The sequence below is a fragment of the Acrocarpospora pleiomorpha genome (assembly GCF_009687885.1).
GTDB lineage: Bacteria > Actinomycetota > Actinomycetes > Streptosporangiales > Streptosporangiaceae > Acrocarpospora > Acrocarpospora pleiomorpha.
Genome location: NZ_BLAF01000015.1, coordinates 157,642 through 177,266, shown reverse-complemented (window position 1 = coordinate 177,266; position 19,625 = coordinate 157,642). Strand labels below are relative to the sequence as shown.

Sequence of the window (19,625 nt, the reverse complement as noted above, 5' to 3'; positions counted from 1 at the left end):
CCGTCAGCGGGCCGAAACGGTTCCGGCGCTGTTGATCATCATGAGCTTCAGCTGGCTACCGTCCATGTACGTCTGCGCGGGCGTCAGGTACCCGTCACTGGACGTGGCCGTCGGCCGGTTGAACGTCTGCTGGAAGTGCGGGATGTAACCGACCTCGGTGCGGAAGTTGGTCAGCGACGCGGTGGCCTCGTTCCAGTGGTACATGTTGGTCTGCCACTTCGGGTAGTAGTAGCCGGGCACGTCCGGCTCACCGGCGTCGCGGGTCGGCGAGACGAGCCAGTCGTCCACCCCGTCCCCGTCGACATCGGCGATGTCCCAGAGGAACAGGTCCTTGATGGCGTACCGATCGGTGGTGGCCCCCGGGTCCGAGATGTGCAGGTACCAGCGCCCTCCGGTGTAGACGTTGTACGCGATCCGCGACGTTCCGCCGGTCCGTACGAAGGGATTCGCCGGATACGACACCCGGTTCTCGTACTTGTCGCCGTCACTGTTGTCGTGAGCGTAGGAGTAGAACCGGTCATCGACGGTGTTCGAGCCGAGGTTGTAGACCGAGACGTGCCGCTCGATGCCACCCCACGGGTCGCGGGTCATGGTGCCGGAGAGCCGGTCCAGATAGAGGGAGTAGTTGCTGGTCCCGGCGACCAGCACCACCTTGCTGGAGTTTCCTGGGTCGACCGCGACGACACCGTAGTTGCGCCCGCCGATGTCGGTGCGCCCCCCGGTGAGGTAGGGCCGGTCGGCCACGAGCTGGCTCGCGCTCAACGGCCCGACCGCGTACTGCGCGACCCGCCCCGAGGTCCAGAACACCAGCCGTTCCTGACCCGACACGTTGACGATGAGCCCGTTGGCCGCATGGGAGTTGGTGATGTACTTGGTGCCCGTCGGATACGTGTTGGCCTGGGCGTTGGTGTAGGTGGCGTCATACGACGACGTGGACGGGAAGTAGAGCGCCCCGTCGGTGGTGAACGAGCTGCCGTTGAAGCCGAAGAACCACGAGGTGCTCGCATAGTACGGCGAAACCGCGATCTTGTTCGTGGCGCCCCACAGCACGCCGTTCTCGGTCCACTGGTGGGTCGGATAGATCGTGCTGCCGAAGTTCCAGCAGATGTCCGTGAGCGGGGAGAGCGGCGTCTGCCGGGTTCCGGTCTGTCCGCTGTAGAAGTACAGCGTGGTGGTGACGACCGGGGTGGTGCCGCACGTGGTGCCCGTGGACGCGGACACCACGACGAAGACGTCGGGCCAGCCGTCGGCGTCGTAGTCGAAGCCGCCGTAGGGTCCGTACCCGGTGGTGCTCGCGGTCCAGAGCTGGGTGCCGGACTGGTCGACGGCGCGCAGGGTGCCGCCGGTGAGCTGGAAGCCGACGGCGCTGACGGTCGCGCTGCCGGTCACCGGGTAGACCGGCAGCACGACACCGCCGGAGAGGGTGATGACGTTGCCCACGGCGGGCGGGTTCGCGGCTGCCGGCGCCACGCCGGTCAAGCCGACGGCCGCGGTCACCAGCAGGCACATCGCTAATCGGAAGGTGAGTCGGTTCACACGGACTCCTCGCTGGGTTATGGAACGGTCTCCAAGGCGTCCAGCACTCGCATGGCCGGCAGCACGTCTGCCACCGTGCAACGCGGGGCGCGGCCCTCGGCGACGGCGGCGAGGAAATCAGCGTCCTGTGCCTCGATCGCCGCGTCCTGGGTGGCCGCGACGCCGGGCGAGTCGACGATCACGCCGTCGGGCCCGTACAGGCGGCCGTCTCTGATGTGCAGGGTCTGGTCTTCGGCGATCAGGATGTAGTCGCTGACCGGCTCCCGGGAGTGGTAGGACAGCGAGAGCGTAGCCAGGTCGCCGGCGGGGGTGGCCAGCACCGCACCGACGTCCATCGGGCTGTCGCTGCCCGGCCAGGCCGGCCCGCACCGGCCGGACACGCTGACCTCGGGCGCGTCGAGCAGCCACAGCGCCGCGTCGACGAGATGCGCGCCATGGTGCCAGAGCACGCTGTCGGTCCAGTCCCGGGCCCTGCCGGTCCAGCCCACGTTGCTCTGCCTCAGTTGCAGCGAGCGGGCCACGACGTGGCGTAGCCGCAGCTCGCCGCGCTCGACGCGGGCCCGCACCTCCAGGTGCGGCGCCCAGAACCGCAACGTGTGGCCCATCGCGACGGACCGTCCCGTCTCCGCGGCGGTGCGCGCCACCAGTTCGGCCTCGGCCAGGGACACCCCGGCCGGGATCTCGCACAGCACGTCCCGCCCGGCCCGCAGCGCGGCGACGGTGAGCGAGGCGTGCACGGGGCTGGGCGCGGCGACCACGACCGCGCTCACCTCGTCGTCGGCGAGCAGCGCCGCGGTGTCCGCGTAGGCGCGGGGAATGTCGTGCTCGGCGGCGAACTCGGCGTTCTCCTCGGGCTTCGGCCCGGCCACCGCGACGATCCTGCCGCCTGCGGCGCGGATCGCCCGGGCGTGGCAGGCGCCGATCGCGCCCGGCCCGAGAATGCCGATGTTCATGAAATCCCTCCGAAGATCGTGTCGGCGCTGCGGCCCAGCACCCGGTCCCGGTCCTCGTCGCTGAGGAACGGCATGTGGCCGGTGACATGCTCGACGGCCGCGGCATAGTCGGCGTCGGTGCCGCCCGCCCGGTTCCAGTCCCCGCTCCACATGAGCCTGTCCACCCCGAACGCCGCCAGGGACATCCGCAGGTACGGCTCCGCGTCCGGATAGGGGTACGGGGTGCCGGCGTTGAGGAAGAAGCCCGACCACGAGGTGGAGGTGTTCGGGCGCTCGGCCAGCCTGAGGAACCGGCGGAATCCGCGATACGGCGGGGGATCGTCGGCCAGCTTCAGCCAGCCGAGATGCTCGAGCCTGAAGTGCACGCCCGGGTGCCGGTCGACGATGTCCAGGAACGCGTCGCCGGTGACGTCGGCGAACGGCCCGGTGACGCTGGCGACCAGCCGATGCGTGTCCATCGCCCGCCAGACGCCGGATGGCGTGCCGCCAGCCGGGAGCCGTACCCCCCTCAGCACGCCGCGCTCGCCGATCTCGTCGACGAGCCGCGGCGCGCGGGAATCCTGGGGGTCCACCAGCGCGACTCCGGCGAACAGGTCCGGGCGCTCGAGCACGCAACGCTCCAGGTATCCGTTGTCGGGGTTGCCCAGATACTGCACGAGGACGGCGCGGGCGATCCCGTGCGTCTTCATGGTGTCGAGATAGTCGGTGACCGGCCGGTACTTGGTGAGTCCCACGTGGACATGGCAGTCGACGATCACGCGGTCAGCCGCCCGCCAACCGCGCGCAGGCCGCCGCGAACTGCGCTGACGTGGCGGTATACCCCACGTTGGACTCGATGTACCGGATCGCCAGGAGGTTGGCCAGCTCGCCCTCGCGCGTCTCCGGATACTCGAATGTCCGGACGCAGTCGCGCAGGACCACCACCCGGTATCCCCGGTACATCGCCTCGGTGACCGTGTTGCCGAGGCAGATCCGGCTGTCGAAGCCGACCACCACCAGGTCGCGGATGTCGCGCGCCCGCAGCGTGGAGTCCAGCGTGGTCTCGTAGAAGCCGCTGTACATCTGCTTGCGGATCAGCGGTTCCCCGTCGCCGGGCGCGATCACCTTGGAGAAGGCCAGGATGTCGTTGGGTTCCCGCCACGCGTCCAGGACGTCCACGTCGCAGGTGCGCATGGAGAGGTTGCGCCACTCCGTGCGCTCCGTGAGACCTGGTGAGAGATGGTTGGTGAGGTAGACGACCGGCAGGCCGGCCTGTCGCGCCGCCTCCCTGGCCGGGACGATGTGTTCCCGGACGATCTCTTTCACGACGGGGTCGGGGGCGTAGATGCCGGCCAGGCCGGGATGCTCCTCCTCGTCGTCGAAGCCCCGGCCGTAGGCGTCCACGATGAGGAATCCGGTCCGCGCCGGGTCGAGTTCCAGCTCTTCCTCCGCGTGGCCGAGCGGGTTGTCGAACGACGGGTACATCCGGTAGTACCGGCCGGTCAGGGTCAGCGTCATCGTTGTCCTTCGCTGGGGACAGTCGGCTGGGTTTGGGTGATGAGAGCCTGCGTGCCCCGGTCCCCGCCGAGGGTGTCGGCCACCGCTTGGCACAGCTCGCGTACCAGGCTGGTGCCGGGCAGCCGGCGCGTGTCGCCGACCTCGTCGAGGGCCAGGGCGAGGTCCTTGGCCAGGTGCGCCACCTTGAATCCGGGCTCCAGGTCGCCGTCGCTCAGCCGGGACCAGGCGAAGTCGAGCAGGGGCGAACCCGCCACCCCGACCCGTACCGACTCGTGGACCAGTGCCGGATCGAGCCCTGCCGCCTCGGCGACCGCGTAGGCCTCGCAGATGCCGAGCGTCAGGTTCGCCACGAGGGCCTGGTTGACCAGCTTCGCGGCCTGCCCGGCACCGGCCGGTCCGTGGTGCACGACGGTCGAGCCGAGCACCTCGAAGACCGGTCGGACCCGCTCGAACGCGTCGGCGGCACCACCCACGAAGATGGAGAGCGCGCCGCTCCGCGCGCCGGCGGGCCCGCCACTCACCGGAGCGTCCAGGACCGAACCTCCGGTGAAGTCGGCCAGCCGCCGGGCCAGCGCGGGCGACGACGTCGACATGTCCACCGCGACGGTGCCGGGCGAGGCGTTCGCGAGGATGCCGTCCGGGCCCAGGTAGGCCGCCTCGACGTCGGCGGGAAACGGCAGCATGGTGATGACCACGTCGCGATCCCGGGCCGCCGCCGCGATCGAGCCGGCCCAGCCCGCGCCCAGGGCCAGCGACGGTTCCGCCCTGGCCCGGGTCCGGTTGTGCACGCTCACCTGGTGCCCGGCCGCGACCAGCCGCGCCACCATCGGCTCGCCCATCAGGCCCGTGCCGATCCAACCGATCCTCATCCGATCCCTCCCGAACCGGCCAGTTTCGCCGCGGGCGCGGCGAGCGGGGGCGACGACTCGGCGAAATGGCAGGCGGCCAGGCCGCCGCCGGCCGCCGGGCGCAGGAGCGGGCGTTCCTCGCGGCAGCGCGCCGGCTGGCCCAGTTCCCGCCACAAGGGACATCTGGGCGCGAAATGGCAGCCTGCCGCGACCGGCCCGGAGTCCGAGATCTCGCCCTGGATCACCGTGCGGGTGAAGCCGCCACCCGGCCGGAACACGGGTATCGAACCGATCAACGCCCGCGTGTACGGATGCACCGGGTTCTCCAGCAGCGTCCGACGTGGACCGATCTCCACCAGCCGGCCCAGATACAACACCGCGATCCGCTCGCAAAGGAAGTACACAGCGCGCAGATCATGGCTGATGAACAACATGGCCAGGCCGAGTTCCCGGCGGAGTTCGGCGAACAGGTTGAGCACCTGCGCCTGCACCGAGACATCCAGCCCCGAGACCGGTTCGTCGGCCACCACGAGAGCGGGCTGGACGGAGAGCGCTCGCGCGATGCCGAGGCGCTGCCGCTGCCCACCGCTGAACTGCTGTGGATACCGGTCCAGCATTGCGGGCGTGAGGCCAACCTGGCGCAGGAGCGCGCCCATCCGCTCCTCCAGGTCCGCTCCAGCGGCGAGCCCGTGGATCTGGTACGGATCGGACAGCACCGAACGAACCGTCCGCCGGGGATTGAAGGCGTTCTGCGTGTTCTGGAAGATCATCTGCACGTCGCGACGAAACTCCAGCAATCGCCGACCCGACAAACCTCGCAGATCCTGCCCGCGCAGCTCGACCTGACCGGCGGTCGGTTCCTCCAGCCGCACGATGAGCCGCCCGATCGTCGTCTTGCCCGAACCGCTCTCCCCCACCAGGCCCAGCGTTTCGCCGGGATACAGGTCGAAGGACACGTCGTCGACCGCCCGCACCGTCGGCCGTCCGGGCCCGAACCCGCGCTCCCGGAAGTCCTTCACCAGACCGCGCACCGACAGCAGCGACTCCCCGGTCACCGGACCACCGCCTCGGTGAAGTGGCACCGGCTGCGCCTGCCCTCTGACGCGAGGTCGGCGAGGTGCGGAGCAAGCGACGTGCATTCGTCCGGATCACCCAACTGCTTGCGCAGCCAGCACCGTTCGGCGAAGCGGCAACCGGCCGGCCAGGCGCGCGGATCGGGCGGCGCGCCCGGAATCGTGGTCAATTCCTCGGGCGGATCACCGCCCAGTGGCGGTATGGCGTCAAGCAAGGCCCGGGTGTACGGGTGGGCCGGAGCGGTGCACACGTCGACCACGGGACCCGACTCCACGATCTGCCCGGCATACATCACCAGGACCCGGTCGCAGATCTCCGCCACCGTGGTCATGTCGTGGGTGACGAACAGGATGCCGGTGCCCGACTGCTCCCGCACATCGAGCAGCAGGCGGAGAATCTGGGCCTGGATGGTGACGTCGAGGGCGGTGGTCGGCTCGTCGGCGATCAGCAGGTCCGGCCCGAGCTGTACCCCCATCGCCACGGCCACCCGCTGCTGCATCCCGCCGGACAGTTCGTGCGGATACCGCCGGACCTGCTGCTCAGGGCGTGGCAATCCGACCCGCCGGAGGATGTCCAGGATCCGGGCCGGCCGCTCGGCCCGTGGCAGGTCGGGCAGGTGGGCGGCGAGCCCCTCGCCGACCTGGGCGCCGATCCGGGTCACCGGGTTCAGCGCGGCGCCCGCGTCAGACGGGATGAGCGCCAGCTGCCGCCCCCGCAACCGGGCCAGCTCCCGGAGGCTGAGCGTGCCCAGCTCGATGTCGCGCAGCCGCACCGAACCGGCCACGATCCGGCCCGGCCGGGGCACGAGCCCGAGCAGCGCCAGCATGGTCACGCTCTTGCCGCTGCCGGATTCGCCGACCATGCCGACGATCTCCCCGGCGCGCACGTCGAAGCCGACCCCGTCGACGGCCCGCGCCACGCTCCCGCGCAGCGAGAACTCCACGGCGAGATCCCGCACCCGCAGCACGGTCTCGGTGACATTGGCCATCAGCCGATCCTCTTCGCGTCGAGCCGATCGCGCAGCGAATCGGAGAGCAGGTTCATGGCAAAGACCGCGAGCACGATGGGGACGCCCGCGACCAGCGCCAACTCCGGATGCACCAGGATGAACTCCCGGCTCTCCGCGAGGCGCGAGCCCCACGAGGCCTGGGGCGGCTGCACGCCAAGACCGAGAAAGCCCAGCGCGGCCTCATCGAGGATGGCGAAACCGAGCAGCACCGTCGTCTGGACCAGCACCAGCGGGACCAGCCCAGTCAGGATGTCGGTCCGGATCACCCGCAGCCGGGACGCGCCGAGCACCCGGGCCGCGTCGACGTAGGGCCGGGACCGGATGCTCACCACCGCGGCTCTGATCAGCCGGGTGTAGAACGGCCAGTACGACAACCCGAGCGCCAGCACGGTCGTGGTCAGCGACGGGCCGAAGAGCCCGACCACGCCGATCGCCACCAGCAGCGACGGGATCGCGAAGAACAGGTCGACCACCCGGGTCACCACGAGATCCAGCCAGCCGCCCATGAACCCGGTCAGCACGCCCAGCGGAAGGGCGATGGCCGTGGCGAGGGCCACCGCGCCGAGCGCGATCAACGCGGTCGCCCGCGCGCCGTGCGCGATCCGGCTCGCCACGTCCCGCCCGAGCTCGTCGGTGCCCAGCCAGTGTGCCGCGCTCGGACCGGCGAACCGGTTGCCGATGTCGATCGCGTACGGATCCTTGCCGATCAGCCACGGGCCGATCGCGATGGTGAGCAACACCAGCAGGCCAAGGGTCGCGCCGACCATGGTGAGCAGCGGCGTCCGCCGCCGGCCCACCGGCCGGGGCTCGGTGACGAGAACAGCGGCCGGGGCGGTCACGTCAGCCTTACCCTCGGGTCGAGGAGGCTCTGAGCTATCTCGCAGGCGAGGTTGACCGCGATGAACAGGCCGCCGTAGATGAGCAATAACGCCTCTACCATCGCGTAGTCCCGCTCGGTCACCGCGCCGGTGACCAGGCGACCGGTGCCGGGCCAGTTGAACAGTGCCTCCACCACGATCGAGCCGGCCATCAGCGAGGCGACCGTCAACCCCAGCGCCGCGACGAGCGAGGGCAGGGCGTTGCGTAGCACGTAACCGACGGAGATCTTCCGTGGCGCCAGGCCCTTCGCGCGGGCGAACGGCACGAAGGGCTCCTGGGCCGTCTCGAGCACCGCGGATCGGGTCAACCGGGCCAGGTACGGACTGATCGCCAGCCCGAGCGTCAGCGCCGGCAACACCGTCAGCCGGAGGCTCTGCGCCGGATCGTCGGCGAAGGGCACGTATCCCTGGGACGGCACCAGGTTCAGCTTCAAGGAGAAGAAGAGCATCAGCAGGGTGCCCAGGAAGAACGCCGGCACCGCGAGCCCGAACAGGGTCGCCGAGGTGATCAGCGAGTCCAGCCGGGAGCCCGGGCGCATGCCGGCGGCCACCCCCGCCGGGATTGCGATCAGCAGGGACACCACCAGCCCGGCGCCCGCCAGCTGGAGCGTGGCCGGGATCCGGTCGACGATGATCGTGCTGATCGGCATCTGGGAGCGGAAGGAGACCCCGAAGTCTCCGCGCATTACCCCGGCGAGCCAGTCGCCGTACTGGCCGAGCAGGGGGCGGTCCAGGCCGAACTGTTCGCGCAGCTGGGCCACGACGGTGGGATTGCTGTTCACTCCGAGCATCGCGGTGACCGGATCGCCGGGAATCAGCCTGACGTAGACGAACGAGAGCACGGATAGCCCGAAGAGCAGGGGCACCGCGAGCAGGACTCTTCCCAATGCGTACCGGAGCATCGCCCACCTTCCTTTCCCAGGATCGGTGGTGACCGGCGCGCCCGCCGATCACCACCGATCACAGTCAACCGCCGCCTCGGCACCGGATCAGCCGACGCTGGCCCGCACCAGGCTGTAGGAGTCGTCGTCCAGCGGGGCGGTGAAGTTCTGCACCCGCTTGCTGACCGCGACCTGGGGCCACTGGTAGCCGACCACCAGCATCGGCACCTCGTCAGCCTGCCACTGCTCCAGTTCCTTGAAGATGGCGGTGGCATCCGCCGGGCTGCCCGCGCCGAGCGCCTGATCGATCTTGGCGTCCAGCGACTGATCCTCCAGATGGGTGGTCAGTGAGGTGAGCGATCCGCCGGTGTGGAACCAGTTCTGGTAGAGGTCCGCGGCTCCGCTGGCGCCGGCGCCGCCGTGGTACATGGCGAACTTGCCCTTGGCCACGTCACCCCAGTACGCCGCCGGATCGTACTTCTCCGGGGTCACCTGGATGCCGACGTCCTTCAGGTTCTGCTGCAGCACCTGGACGTGGCAGCCGGCGGCCGGCCAGTTGGACTCGTAGGGCACGGAGACCTTGAACGGGGTGCCGTCGGCCACTCCGGCCACACCCTTGGCGGTCCGGGCGCCTCCGGCGCCCTGCACCCAGCCGGCCTCGTCGAGCAGCGCGTCGGCCTTGCTGATCGCATCCGCCCGGCTCGACGTCTGATAGGTGGAGATCTCGGTGTAGTTGGGATCCCACGGCCGCAGGATGTTGCCGTACGTGACCCCGCCGGTGCCCGACCAGCAGGCGGTCTGCCGGCCCACGCGGTCCACCGCGAAGGCCACCGCCTGGCGGACCTTCTTGTCGGAGAACGGGGCCTTGGTCCGGTCCCAGCCCCAGAACAGGGGGGCGAGCGCGTCGGACTGGAGCACCTGCACGGAACCACCGCTCTTGAGCCGCTCGGCGTCGGTGTAACCGATGTTGGCGATGTCGCCGGAACCGCTCTCGATGGCGGCGGCATGCCCGGACGGGTCCTCGGAGAACGTGTACCGAATCTTGCTGATCTTCGGCGGCGTCGGGTAGTGCGCGTTGGCGTCGAAGATCGCGCTGCCCTTCGGGACATAGGACGTGAGTTGCCACGGCCCGGAGGTGGCGGTCGGCAGGGTGAAGTAGTCCGGCTTCGCCTCCACCGCCTTCTTCGAGAGGATCGCCGCGCTGCCCGGCCGGCTGGCCGTCTCCGGGAAGATCCGCGACGGCGCGGAGAGGGTGAACCGCACCGTCTTCTGATCCACGGCCTCGACGCCGGTCAGCGTCGAGAGCAGGCCTTTCATCACCTCGCCGGTCTTCATCCGGTCGAAGGAGAACTTGACGTCCTCCGCGGTCACCGGGGTCCCGTCGCTGAAGGCGGCGTTGCCCTTGAGCGTGAACGTGTATGTCGTGTTGTCCGGCGAGGACTCCCACTTCTCCGCGAGCGCGCCGACGAGCTTGCCGTCGGCGTCGCGCTCGGTGAGGGTTTCGTACATCATCGCCATCGGGATACGCGAGGCGTCGGCCGCCGCGATATTGGGATCGAGCCCTTGGCTCGGCTCGGGTTGCAACATGGTGATCTCGGTGATCGCGGTGCTCGGGGCACTCGACGCACCGGGTTCCGAGCCGCTACAACCGGCCAGCGCAGACACGCCGACCAGCACAAAGGCCCCGGCAAGCGCCGTTGTTCGTCGCATCCCGCCTCCTTAATGTTCCACGTAACTAGCGCAGAGATTAGGGCGCGATCCGAGCCGCGGTCAAGACCCCTGACTTAGGTCATAAGTGTTACATTGATTTCACACGCACGAGAGGACGGTCATGCAAGCCACCACCATCTGGGGCGGGATCTTCCCCGCCGCCCTGACAATGTTCGACGCACACGGCCGGCTCGACGAGGACGCCACGGCCGCCCACGTGGACTGGTTGATCGGGCAGGGCGCGCACGGCGTGGTCGTGGCCGGCACCAGCGGCGAGTTCATCTCCCTGTCCGGCCGGGAACGGCAACGGCTCTTCGAGGCCACCGTGAAGGCCGCGGCGGGCCGGGTCCCGGTCATCGCCGGTACGGGAGCGTTCAGCACCGCGGAGACGGTCGAGCTGACCCATGGCGCCGCCGAGGCGGGCGCCGCCGGGGCGATCGTGATCCTGCCGTACTACCAGCGCCCGCACCGGGACGAGGTGATGGCGCACTTCCGGGCGGTCGGGCAGGCCGCCGAGATCCCGATCATGGTCTACAACAATCCGGCCAACTCGGGGACCGAGCCGCTGACCGCCGCCGACCTCGCCACCCTGTATGCGGAGGGCGCCGCGCAGGCGGTGAAGAGCACGTTCCCGACCGTGCACCAGGTCCACGAGGCGCGGGCGGCCACCGACGAGGGATTCCGCGTCTTCTACGGCAGCTTCATGGCCCCGCTGGAGGGGATGGCCGGAGGCGCGCACGGCTGGGTGAGCGGGATCCTCAACGTGGTGACCCCGGACGCGGTCGCGCTCTGGAACGCCGTCCAGCGGGGTGATCTGCCCGCCGCCCGATCCGCCTGGGCTCGCATCCTGCCGATCAAGTACCTCTACACGCGGCAACCCCTCGGGCCGGTCAGCGATCTGGCGATCTACCGGGAGATGCTGGCGATGCGGGGCCTGCCGGGCGGGCACAGCCGCAAGCCGTTGCTGCCGCTGACCCCGGCCCAGCGCGAGACCCTGGCCCGCCTGCTCGCCGAGAGCTGAGCAGGCCCAGCGCGAGACCCGACCCGCCTGCTCGCCAAGGGCTGAGCCAGAACCGGGCTGCCCCGCACGCGGGGCAGCCCGCGGTCAGCAGGTAGCGCCAGGTCCGCGCAGGGCACGGCCCGGAGTCGCCCCGGTGAGCACGCCGTCATCGAGCACCAGGCGACCGTTCACCGCCACGTAGGACATACCCAGCGCGAGTTCCCGAGGCCGTTCGAAGCTGGCGGGCGCGTACACCGTGGCCGGGTCGAAGACCACCAGGTCGGCCTTCATGCCGTCGCGCACCAGCCCACGATCGGCGAGGCCGAGCCGCTGCGCCGGGAACGAGGTCATCTTGCGGATGGCCTCGGGCAGCGAGAGCAGCCGCTCCTCGCGGACGAAGTCGCCCAGCACCCGCGCGAAACATCCGTACGCCCGAGGGCTCGGGTATGCCCCGATCAGCACCGCGTCGCTGGCGATCATCCCAAGCGGATGGCAGACGAACTTCCACAGGGTCATCGCGTGCGGGCTGGGCCTGGTGAACGTGGCGCCCGGGTTGGCCGCGGCCAGCACGCACAGCGTCTCGGTGAGGTCCCCGCCCCACTCGGTGACCACATCGGCGAGATTCCAGCCCTCGAACCGCGCGTGCGCCGGCTCGCTCAGGTTCCCCAGCCGCACGTCGGCGAAGGGCCGGCTCACCACGTACTGCCGGACGGCCGCGCTGTCGGCCAGCTCCGCGCGTAACCGGTCGCGGAGCGCCGGATCGGCGAGCCGTTCCTGGAGCGGGTCCGGTCCATCCGCCTGCAACCAGCCGGGCAGCAGGCGGACCAGCCGGGTGCCGCCCCACTCGTACGGATACGTATCGAACGTGACGTCGAGCCCGCCTGTCCGCGCGTCCTCCACGAGGTCGAGCATCCGCTGGGCGCCGCCGGTGTAGGTGGCCCGCACCGAGCGGGAGAAATGGGTTAATTGCACAGGAATGTCGGCCCGCCGGCCAATCTCCAGCGCCTCCAGGAACGGGTCGAGGTAGGTGTCGCCCAGCGCGTACCGCACATGGGTGTGGTAGATCCCGCCGAACCTCGCGGCCTCCTTCGCCAGGGCGACCAGTTCGTCGGTGTCCGCGTGGCTGCCCGGCGGATAGTCCAGGCCGGTGGACAGACCCAGCGCGCCGTCGCGCATCGCGTCCCGGACGATCCCGCGCATCCGGTCCAGCGCGACCCCGTCGGCCGGCGCGTCCGACCAGCCGAGCGCGCTGATCCTGGGCGAGGTGTTGCCCACGAAGACCCCGACGTTGACCGAGGCGCCGCCGTCATAGCGGGCCAGCAGGTCGGCCACGGACCGCCAGGAGTAGTCGATCTCCGGGTGGCCGGCGATGCCGGCGTTCATCCGGACGAACCGCAGCAGGTCGGCCGGGTCGTCGAACGGCGCGTAGGACAGGCCGTCCACACCCAGGATCTCGGTGGTCACCCCTTGCCTGACCTTCATCTCCAGCGTCGGATCGACCATCAGCACCAGATCCGAGTGCGAGTGCGCGTCGATGAAGCCCGGCGCGACGACAAGGCCGCGGGCGTCGATCCGGCGATCGGCGGGCACCTGGGACACATCGCCGCGCAGCACGAACACCCGGTCGCCGCGGACCCCGACGGCGGCGTGGAACCCGGGGTTTCCCGACCCGTCGACAACCAGCCCGGAGTGGATGATCAGCTGGTACGGCTCGCTCATCGGGTGCCCCCTCGGTCGAGCTCGGGTTTGAACGGGTGCTTGACGATCTCCTCGACCCGCAGCCGAGGCCCGAGCCCGGGCGCGTCCGTGACCACCCACTCGCCGTTCTCCACCCGCGGCGGATCCTCGGTATACCGCTCCCAGTACCGCGTCTGGGCCGGTGTGATCATCGACTCGGAGATCAGCAGATTCGGCAGGGTGGCCGCGAGCTGCCAGGTCGCCGCGCTCTGCAACGGCCCGAACGGGTTGTGGAACGCGATCGACAGCCCGTGCACCTCCGCGCAGGTGGCGATCTTGCGAGCCGCCGTGATCCCGCCGCAGATCCCGACATCCGGCTGGACCACCGCCACCGCGTGCGCGCCGATGAACGGGGCCGAGCCGAAGTGGTTGCCCCACCGCTCGCCGGCCGCGATCGGCGTGGTCGAACGGCGGCTCACCTCGAGCATCCAGTCCACCCGATCCGCCGGCACCGGCTCCTCGATGAAGGTCAGGTCGTAGGGCGCGAGCGCTTCACAGAGCCGGATCGCGTTGGCCACGTTCAACCGGCCGTGGCAGTCGAGCATCAGCTGGATGTCCGGGCCGACTTCCTCCCTGGCCGCCGCGAAATACTCAGCGATCACCTTGAACGTCCGGGTGGGCAGCAACTCGGTCTCGGTCTGCCGGGCCGGGATCAGCGCGGGCCGATCGTGCTTGACGCTGGTCACCTGCTCGTAGAAGCCGGGCAGCGTGGTCTTCACCGCCGTGAAGCCCCGGTCCACCCGGTCCCGGATCTCGGCCGCCATCGCCTCCGGCGAGCCCCCGGCCTTCGCGTGCGTGTAGACCGGCACCCGATCCCGGAATTTGCCCCCCAGTAACCGGTGAACCGGGACGCCCAGCGCCCGGCCGTTGAGGTCCCAGAGCGCCTGGTCGATCGCGCTGATGCCGATGGTGAGCAGGGTGCCGCCGAGGAACGCGTCCCGGTACATGCGCTCGGCGTGCTGCTCGATCCGGGTCGGATCACGCCCGACCAGGTATTCGGACAGCTCCTCGATCAGGGCGGAGACCGACCGCGTTCGCCGGCGCATCGCCACCTCGGCCTCCCCCACCACCCCTTCATCGGTCTCGATCCGGATGTAGATGGCGTTGTAGAACCCGAAATCGGCGATCCACTGACGGACCCCGGTGACTCGCATGGCACCTCCCACAGCTCAGCTCACCGCCACAATGTAACTCAGGTTAGGCCCTAGGTCATACCTCCTGTGTCCTGGGTACACCGGAACGCGCTACGCTGTCCCCGCAGGTGCCCGACTTGGCCGGTCGGCCAGTTCGGCAGCGATTCTGGGAGGGTGACCGGCGTGACCATCGGGGAGTCAGCACCAGAGGGGCAGTGGCGGCACACCCGGGTGCCGCTCGGGAAGCAGATCGCCGACCAGATCCGGGACCTCATCAAGACCGGAGGGCTGACCGACGGCGACCCCCTGCCGTCGGAGTCCGACCTGGCCAACCGGTATGGCGTGAGCCAGCGGGTGGTCCGCGACGCCCTTCGCACGCTGACCAACCAGGGCGTCGTGGAGACTCGCCAGGGCAAGCGGGCCACGGTCAGCGGGCTGCGCCCGGTCGCCGTGGAGGACTACTTCCGGCTCGCCGTGGACGCCCACGAGGAAGCCATCGACGAGCTCCTCGAACTGCGGCTGGCCATCGAGACCAAGGCCGCCGGGCTGGCCGCCACCCGGGCGACGGCCGAGGAGATCGCCGAGCTCCGCACGGTCATGGCCCAGCTCAACGACGCCGAGGATGATCTGACCCGCCGGGTCGAGCTGGACATGGCGTTCCACGGCACGATCGCCCGCGCCTCGCGAAACAGGTTCTTCCAGTCGATCCTGGACGCGCTCGCCGAAGCGCTCACCGCCGAGCGGCACCGCGGCGGCCAGCTCACCGAGGCGGCCGGGCTGACCCACGCCGAGACCAACACCCAGCACCAGGCGCTGTTGCTGGCCCTGGAAGCGCGGGACGCCCAGCTCGCCGAGCAGTGCATGCGGGCGATACTGGAGCGCGCCCGGCACTACTTCCGGGACCTGGACAGCACACCGCCGGGTGCTTAACCTCGATCCTGAACTCTGTCCTAAGACAGACTTTGGGGGTTGCGGTGTCAGGTTCGGGCGAGTGGTGGACCGCGCGCGGCGATGGCCGCAACCTCGGGCGTACGGACCTTCCCGGCGGATACCGTCACGCGCCGGTGGAGGTCTGGCATCTCGACACCGGCGGGGATGTGCGGTTCGCCCGTACCGCAAAGGTCCGGGGCGTCGAAGCCTTGCTGGTTCAGGCAGGCAGCACGCTCGCCGCGACCGGCTGGGACGGCACGCCGATCTGGCGCGCGGACACGCTCGGCGTCACGCGGGTGCTGCACGCCGGGCGGTTCGGCGCGCCCGAATCGTGGCAGGCGCTGATCACCACGGACGAGCGCACCGTGGCCCTGGTCGACCTGGACACCGGCACGCTGCTGTGGACCTGGAGCACTGAGGCGCGGGCCAACCTCGCCGGACCCGGCTCGTCCAAGGTGTTCGGCTCCCCCGGCGCGCTGCGCTGGGTGTGTTTCCCGACCTACTCGACCCGGGGCCGGTGCGTCGACTTCTCCGATCCGGGCCGGCCGTCCGTGGTGTGGGACGTGGACTACGGGGACGCGTACGACGCCGGGTTCGGGCCCACCGTGGTCGTCGCGGACGTGACCGGGCGCGGCCGGGCCGAGGTGCTGGTGTCCAGCCGATGCGGTACCGGTTATGCCAGTGCTGACACCGAGGCGCTGGTGCTCGGGCGCGAGGATGGCCGGCTCTACCAGGCGGTGATCGACGCCGGGACTGGTGACGTGCGGCTCGTCACGCGCTATCGGCCCGATCCCGGCGACTACCCGTGCGCCCGGCCGTACGGGCTCCTGCAAGCCGTGGGCCCACGACTCGGCGCCGTGCTGGTGAGCTGCCAGGTCGAGGAGTACCTGGCGGTGACCGGGCACTCCGGCGCGGGACTCCATCGCGCCTGGGGGCACTTCGTGGAGAAGGACTGGCCCGAGGACCATCGTGAGCTGCGCCCGCAGATCACCTCGGTCGCGGACGTGCGCGGGACGGGACGCCCCGATCTCGTCGTCGGCCTCTGGCAGGAGGGCCAGTGGCGCACGCTCATACTCGACCTCCTTGCCGGGCCGTCCGGCGGTGACCTGGCGGCTGGGGCACTGGCCGCGTTGCCGGGACGGTACTTCTGGGGATGCCATGACCTCGATGGCGATGGGCGTCCCGAACTCGTGGTGAGCCGCGAGCCCGCGCGCCGCCCAGCCGGGCGTACCGTGCTGGAGATCGTGGACGGCGTGACCCTGGAAACGCTGGCCACGCTGGCCGATGCCGCGCTGCTCACCTCGAGCGACTCGGCGCTCCCCGAACACGTCAACTTCCACGCGGAGCGGCGAAGCGCGATCGAGGTGCTGAACTGCTCGGGTGCGCCCGGACTGCTGGTCCGCCGCGACGATGGCGTTCATGTGTGGAACGGGCGGACGACGCGTCGGCTGGCCGGGCCGGAGTACGTCAGGGCCGACTGGTACGGCGGAGAGCTCATCCTGTCCACTGCGGACGGCCGGGTGAGCCGGTGCGGTCCGGACCTGTCCCCGGTCGGCGACCCCGTCCCGGCCTCCGGCCGGTTCTGCCAGCCTTTGGTGTGGACGCGGGACCACGGCCCCGAGATCGTCACCGACCTGGCCGGCGGGCAGGTCATCGGCGGGACACCCGGGCCCGCAGGATTGGACCGCGAGTGGCGGGTGCCAGGCGAGTTGCCGGCGCTGCACCGCGACGCCAGAGGTACGCACCGACTTGTCGTGTCCACTATGGACGGTGGCCGACCAGCGGCGATGGTGCACCGCGAACCGGGCAGCCCGGACGCCACGGCGATCACGATCACGCTGGCCGCGCCGCCGGCTCTGGCGCTCGTCCCGTTCGGCCTGACCTTCCGGCTGCTCGCCAACCAGCACACCGGCGTGCACACCGCCGCGCTGACCCTGTACGACGCCGTCGGCGCCCCCCTGTGGACCGACGCCCGGCACGGCGGACATCCGGCCCGGCCCGGCGTGCTGCCGCTGGGCGGGGACACCTGGCTGATCGCGGCCGACGACCACGGCCGCCTGCGCCTGTATGACGAAACCGGAAAAGTCCGCGCGGAAAACGACTGGACCGCCGCGTACACCACCCCGATCGCGGTGCCGGCGGCCGACGGCGGCACCGCCGCGCTGCTGCGCGCGGACGGAATCCACGGCCTGGAACTGATCGACCTCGACGGCGAAACGGTGTGGCGGGTCAACACCGAACTGTGGCGCTACTTCCCGGGCCGCTCCGCGCTGGCCCGCGCACCGGAGCCGGGACGATGGCTGCTCGGAACGGTGTCGCGCGACGGCCGATTCGCGGCGCTCGACGCGGCCACCGGAGAGGTGCGCTGGCAGCTCGACACCGGACCGGCCATCCCGGAGCGCGCGGTCGCCGCTGGTGACCTGGACGGCGACGGGCGCGACGAGTTCCTGGTCGGCACCCGGACCGGCCGGCTGCTGTGCCTGCGCGACGGCGAAATCATCTGGGAACACCAGTTTCCCGCCGCGGTCACCAACCCGGTGCCGGCCGATGTGAACGGCGACGACCGGGTGGAGATACTCGTGGCCACCGCGGACGGAAAGCTCCGGCTCCTCGGCACCAAAGAGTGACGGCCCTCGCGTCTGCCGACGCGAGGGCCGTTGATCCTCCGGGGAATGGGGTCGAGCCGACCCCGAGGATCGGAGGGTGGCTAGCGGAGACCGTTGTAGATGGCGCTGATCAGCTCACCGTTGCTGGTGTCGCCGCTGGTCTCCCAGAAGAAGGCGCCCGCCAGGCCCTGGTTCTTGGCGTAGGTCATCTTTCCGGTGATCGTGCTGGGGGTGTCGTATCCCCACCACTGGCCGTTGCAGAACCCGTACGCGGTGCCGGCGACCGTGCCGTTGGCCGGGCACTTGGTCTTGAGGACCTTGTAGTCCTCGATGCCCGCCTCGTACGTGCCCGGCGCGGCGCCCGTGGCCGAACCACCCGGCGCGCTCTGGGTCACCCCGGTCCAGCCCCGGCCGTAGAAGCCGATGCCGAGCAGCAGCTTGCTGGACGGGATGCCCTTGGACTTGAGCTTCTGGATGGCCGCGTCGGAGTAGAAACCGGCCTGCGGGATGCCGGTGTAGGACGTCAGCGGCGAGTGCGGGGCGGTCGGGCCCTGCGGGGCGAAGGCTCCGAAGAAGTCGTAGGTCATCGGCATGTAGAAGTCCACGTACTGCGCCGCGCCCGCGTAGTCCGCCGCGTCGATCTTGCCGCCGTTGGTGCCGTCGGCGGTGATCGCCGCCGTCACCAGGCTGTTCGCGCCGAACCGGTTGCGCACCGCCTGCATCAAGTTCTTGAAGGAGGCGAAGCCGGTGCTGTCACAGGTCAGGCCACAAGCGTTCGGGTACTCCCAGTCGATGTCGATGCCGTCGAACACGTCCGCCCAGCGCGGGTCCTCGACCACGTTGTAGCAGGAGTTCGCGAACGCGGTCGGGTTGGCGGCGGCCTGGGTGAAGCCGCCGGAGTAGGTCCAGCCGCCGAAGGAGAAGATCACCTTCAGGCCGGGGTGCATGGCCTTCAGCCGCCGCAGCTGGCCGAAGTTGCCGCGCAGCGCGCCGGTGTCCCAGGTGTCGGCCACGCCGTTCACCGAGTCCGCCGCCGAGTAGAACTTGTCGTAGTCGGAGTAGGTGTCGGAGAGCGAGCACTGGCCGCCGGAGACGTTGCCGAAGGCGTACAGGATGTGGGTGAGCTTGGCGGCGGAGCCGCTGGTCTCCAGGTTCTTCACGTGGTAGTTGCGCCCGTAGACGCCCCAGTTGGTGAAGTAGCCGATGACCTTACTTCCGGGCGGCGTGGTCGGCGTGGGACTCGGGCTGGGGCTGGGGCTCGCGGTCGGGCTGGGGCTCGCGGTCGGGCTCGGCGACGGCGAGGGGGACGGGTTCGTGCCGCCGGTGCAGGCCGCTCCGTTGAGGGTGCAGTTCTGTACGGCAGCCAGCCCGCCGGGCGCCCCGATAAAGCCGAACGCGGCCTGCCCGCCCGCCGGAACCGCCCCGTTCCACCCCTTGTTCACGAAGGTGTAGTGGTTGCCGCTCTTCGTCATGTCGGCGTCCCAGGCCGAGCTGATGGCGGTTCCCGCCGGGACGTCGAACTCGACGCGCCAGCTGGCCAGCGCGGAGTCGCCCGCCCGGACCGTCACCTTCGCCTCGAAGCCGGAGCCCCAGTCTGAGGTGACGGCATAGGTGGCGGTAGCCGGAGTTGCAGCGATAGCCGTCCCGACCCCCAACGGCACCAACAGCGCCGCCGCGGCGATCAAGGACCCGAATGTCATTCGACGCAAGGGTTGCTCCAGGTCAGATAGGGCCAATACGGCGTACTAATAGGAAAGTTTCCTATGAGTTACCTGGGGAGCGTATGGTCCATCATGGGGCAGGGTCAATGGGGCGACATTGGGATTAATGTGC

At 70.2% G+C, this 19,625-nt stretch carries 16 protein-coding genes; 3 read left to right on the top strand and 13 right to left on the bottom strand.

What is annotated here, in order from left to right; genetic code table 11:
* Positions 1-3 precede the first annotated feature (3 nt).
* The 10 genes from Aple_RS15695 to Aple_RS15650 form a co-directional block, all read right to left on the bottom strand.
* Positions 4-1,536, bottom strand: coding sequence for a hypothetical protein (locus Aple_RS15695; protein WP_155345319.1), 1,533 nt, complete (start codon positions 1,534-1,536; stop codon positions 4-6).
* 17 nt (positions 1,537-1,553) lie between these two features.
* Positions 1,554-2,489: a Gfo/Idh/MocA family protein gene (locus Aple_RS15690; RefSeq protein WP_155345318.1), complete on the bottom strand. Its 936-nt coding sequence runs from the start codon at positions 2,487-2,489 to the stop codon at positions 1,554-1,556.
* The gene (locus Aple_RS15685) at positions 2,486-3,247 is read right to left on the bottom strand and encodes an amidohydrolase family protein (RefSeq protein ID WP_344316128.1); all 762 of its coding nucleotides are present in this window, start codon (positions 3,245-3,247) and stop codon (positions 2,486-2,488) included. The genes Aple_RS15690 and Aple_RS15685 overlap by 4 nt, the downstream gene beginning before the upstream one ends.
* A gap of 4 nt (positions 3,248-3,251) precedes the next feature.
* Positions 3,252-3,986: a cysteine hydrolase family protein gene (locus tag Aple_RS15680; RefSeq protein WP_155345316.1), complete on the bottom strand. Its 735-nt coding sequence runs from the start codon at positions 3,984-3,986 to the stop codon at positions 3,252-3,254.
* Complete coding sequence (locus Aple_RS15675) at positions 3,983-4,855, bottom strand: NAD(P)-dependent oxidoreductase (RefSeq protein WP_170321488.1); 873 nt, start codon at positions 4,853-4,855, stop codon at positions 3,983-3,985. The genes Aple_RS15680 and Aple_RS15675 overlap by 4 nt, the downstream gene beginning before the upstream one ends.
* The gene (locus Aple_RS15670; RefSeq protein ID WP_218038340.1) at positions 4,852-5,889 is read right to left on the bottom strand and encodes an ABC transporter ATP-binding protein; all 1,038 of its coding nucleotides are present in this window, start codon (positions 5,887-5,889) and stop codon (positions 4,852-4,854) included. Before Aple_RS15670 ends, Aple_RS15675 begins: the two co-directional genes overlap by 4 nt.
* Positions 5,886-6,896 carry an ABC transporter ATP-binding protein gene (locus Aple_RS15665; protein WP_155345313.1) on the bottom strand — a complete coding sequence of 337 codons (1,011 nt, stop codon included), beginning with the start codon at positions 6,894-6,896 and terminating at the stop codon, positions 5,886-5,888. The genes Aple_RS15670 and Aple_RS15665 overlap by 4 nt, the downstream gene beginning before the upstream one ends.
* The gene (locus Aple_RS15660; RefSeq protein ID WP_155345312.1) at positions 6,896-7,756 is read right to left on the bottom strand and encodes an ABC transporter permease; all 861 of its coding nucleotides are present in this window, start codon (positions 7,754-7,756) and stop codon (positions 6,896-6,898) included. Before Aple_RS15660 ends, Aple_RS15665 begins: the two co-directional genes overlap by 1 nt.
* Positions 7,753-8,697 carry an ABC transporter permease gene (locus Aple_RS15655; RefSeq protein WP_155345311.1) on the bottom strand — a complete coding sequence of 315 codons (945 nt, stop codon included), beginning with the start codon at positions 8,695-8,697 and terminating at the stop codon, positions 7,753-7,755. Before Aple_RS15655 ends, Aple_RS15660 begins: the two co-directional genes overlap by 4 nt.
* Positions 8,698-8,784: 87 nt before the next feature.
* Positions 8,785-10,386, bottom strand: coding sequence for an ABC transporter substrate-binding protein (locus Aple_RS15650; protein ID WP_155345310.1), 1,602 nt, complete (start codon positions 10,384-10,386; stop codon positions 8,785-8,787).
* 121 nt (positions 10,387-10,507) lie between these two features.
* Between Aple_RS15650 and Aple_RS15645 the strand changes: the two genes are divergently transcribed.
* Entirely contained in the window at positions 10,508-11,407 is a 900-nt protein-coding gene (locus Aple_RS15645) for a dihydrodipicolinate synthase family protein (RefSeq protein WP_155345309.1), read from the top strand.
* An 84-nt stretch (positions 11,408-11,491) separates the two neighbouring features.
* Here Aple_RS15645 and Aple_RS15640 read toward each other — a convergent pair whose 3' ends face one another.
* Positions 11,492-13,105 (bottom strand): N-acyl-D-amino-acid deacylase family protein, encoded by a 1,614-nt coding sequence (locus Aple_RS15640; protein WP_155345308.1) that lies wholly within the window; start codon positions 13,103-13,105, stop codon positions 11,492-11,494.
* Positions 13,102-14,277 (bottom strand): mandelate racemase/muconate lactonizing enzyme family protein, encoded by a 1,176-nt coding sequence (locus Aple_RS15635; protein WP_155345307.1) that lies wholly within the window; start codon positions 14,275-14,277, stop codon positions 13,102-13,104. The genes Aple_RS15640 and Aple_RS15635 overlap by 4 nt, the downstream gene beginning before the upstream one ends.
* 162 nt (positions 14,278-14,439) lie before the next feature.
* On the opposite strand from Aple_RS15635, the gene Aple_RS15630 reads away from it, so the two are divergent.
* A complete protein-coding gene (locus Aple_RS15630) occupies positions 14,440-15,186 on the top strand; it encodes a FadR/GntR family transcriptional regulator (RefSeq protein ID WP_155345306.1) in 747 nt (248 codons plus the stop codon).
* Between the two features lie 44 nt (positions 15,187-15,230).
* Positions 15,231-17,813 carry an outer membrane protein assembly factor BamB family protein gene (locus Aple_RS15625; protein WP_155345305.1) on the top strand — a complete coding sequence of 861 codons (2,583 nt, stop codon included), beginning with the start codon at positions 15,231-15,233 and terminating at the stop codon, positions 17,811-17,813.
* An 80-nt stretch (positions 17,814-17,893) separates the two neighbouring features.
* Here Aple_RS15625 and Aple_RS15620 read toward each other — a convergent pair whose 3' ends face one another.
* A complete protein-coding gene (locus Aple_RS15620; protein ID WP_218038339.1) occupies positions 17,894-19,492 on the bottom strand; it encodes a glycosyl hydrolase family 18 protein in 1,599 nt (532 codons plus the stop codon).
* Positions 19,493-19,625: the final 133 nt, after the last annotated feature.